Annotated in this window: 1 protein-coding gene; it reads left to right on the top strand. The window is 67.8% G+C overall.

Translation table 11 applies throughout. From position 1 onward, the window contains the following. The coding region (locus tag J1C49_RS21485) for a calcium-binding protein (protein ID WP_304522461.1) at positions 1–807 on the top strand (807 nt) is incomplete at its 5' end. Positions 808–852 lie beyond the last annotated feature (45 nt).

The following is an 852-nucleotide window of genomic DNA, read 5'->3' as shown; positions in this document are numbered from 1 at the left end:
GACACGCTGTCTGGCGGTGCGGGCAGCGATTCGATCGATGGCGGCGCGGGCGACGACCAGGTGACGGGCGGCTTCGGCTTTGACACGCTGGAAGGGGGGGCTGGCAACGATACGGTCATTGGCTCCAACGGGTTCGACAGCCTTTCGGGCGGCGATGGCGATGACAGCCTCGTGGGCAATTTCGGCAATGACACCGCCGCGGGCGGGGCCGGCAACGACACGCTGGAAGGCGGGCTTGGCTTTGACAGCCTGATGGGGGATGCGGGCGATGACAGCCTGCAGGGCCGCGACGGGTTCGACACGCTCGAAGGGGGCGCGGGCGATGACACGCTGTCGGGCAATTTCGGCAATGACAGTCTCGATGGCGGGGCCGGCAACGACCAGCTTCAGGGCGGTCTGGGGGCCGATGTCATGGCGGGCGGCGCGGGCGACGACCGGCTGGAAGGCGCCAACGGGTTCGACACGCTGACCGGCGGGGCGGGCAACGACACGGTGCTGGGCAATTCGGGCAATGACCGCGTCGATGGCGGCAGCGGCGACGACCGGCTTCAGGGCGGCCAGGGCGCCGATACCTTCGTCTTCAGCGCGGGCGCCGATGTCATCGTGGATTTCCAGAACAACATCGACGCGGTGGAGATCGCCGCCAGCCTGCTGGCCGAGGCGATGCCGGTGCCGGAGGATCTGCGCGGCTATTCGCGGCTCGATGGGGATGGCAACCTGCTGCTGGATTTCGGCGGCGGCAACACGCTGACCTTCGTGGGGGTGAGCAATACCGGCGCGATCCTCGACGAGGTGAGCTTCGTGTAAGGGGCCCGGCAGCGTCTGAGGCGTTTGCGGAGCAGGATAAGCAAT

Source organism: Cognatishimia sp. F0-27, assembly GCF_020667845.1.
Classification (GTDB): domain Bacteria; phylum Pseudomonadota; class Alphaproteobacteria; order Rhodobacterales; family Rhodobacteraceae; genus JAFMPQ01.
This window is presented reverse-complemented; position numbering and strand designations above follow the sequence as displayed.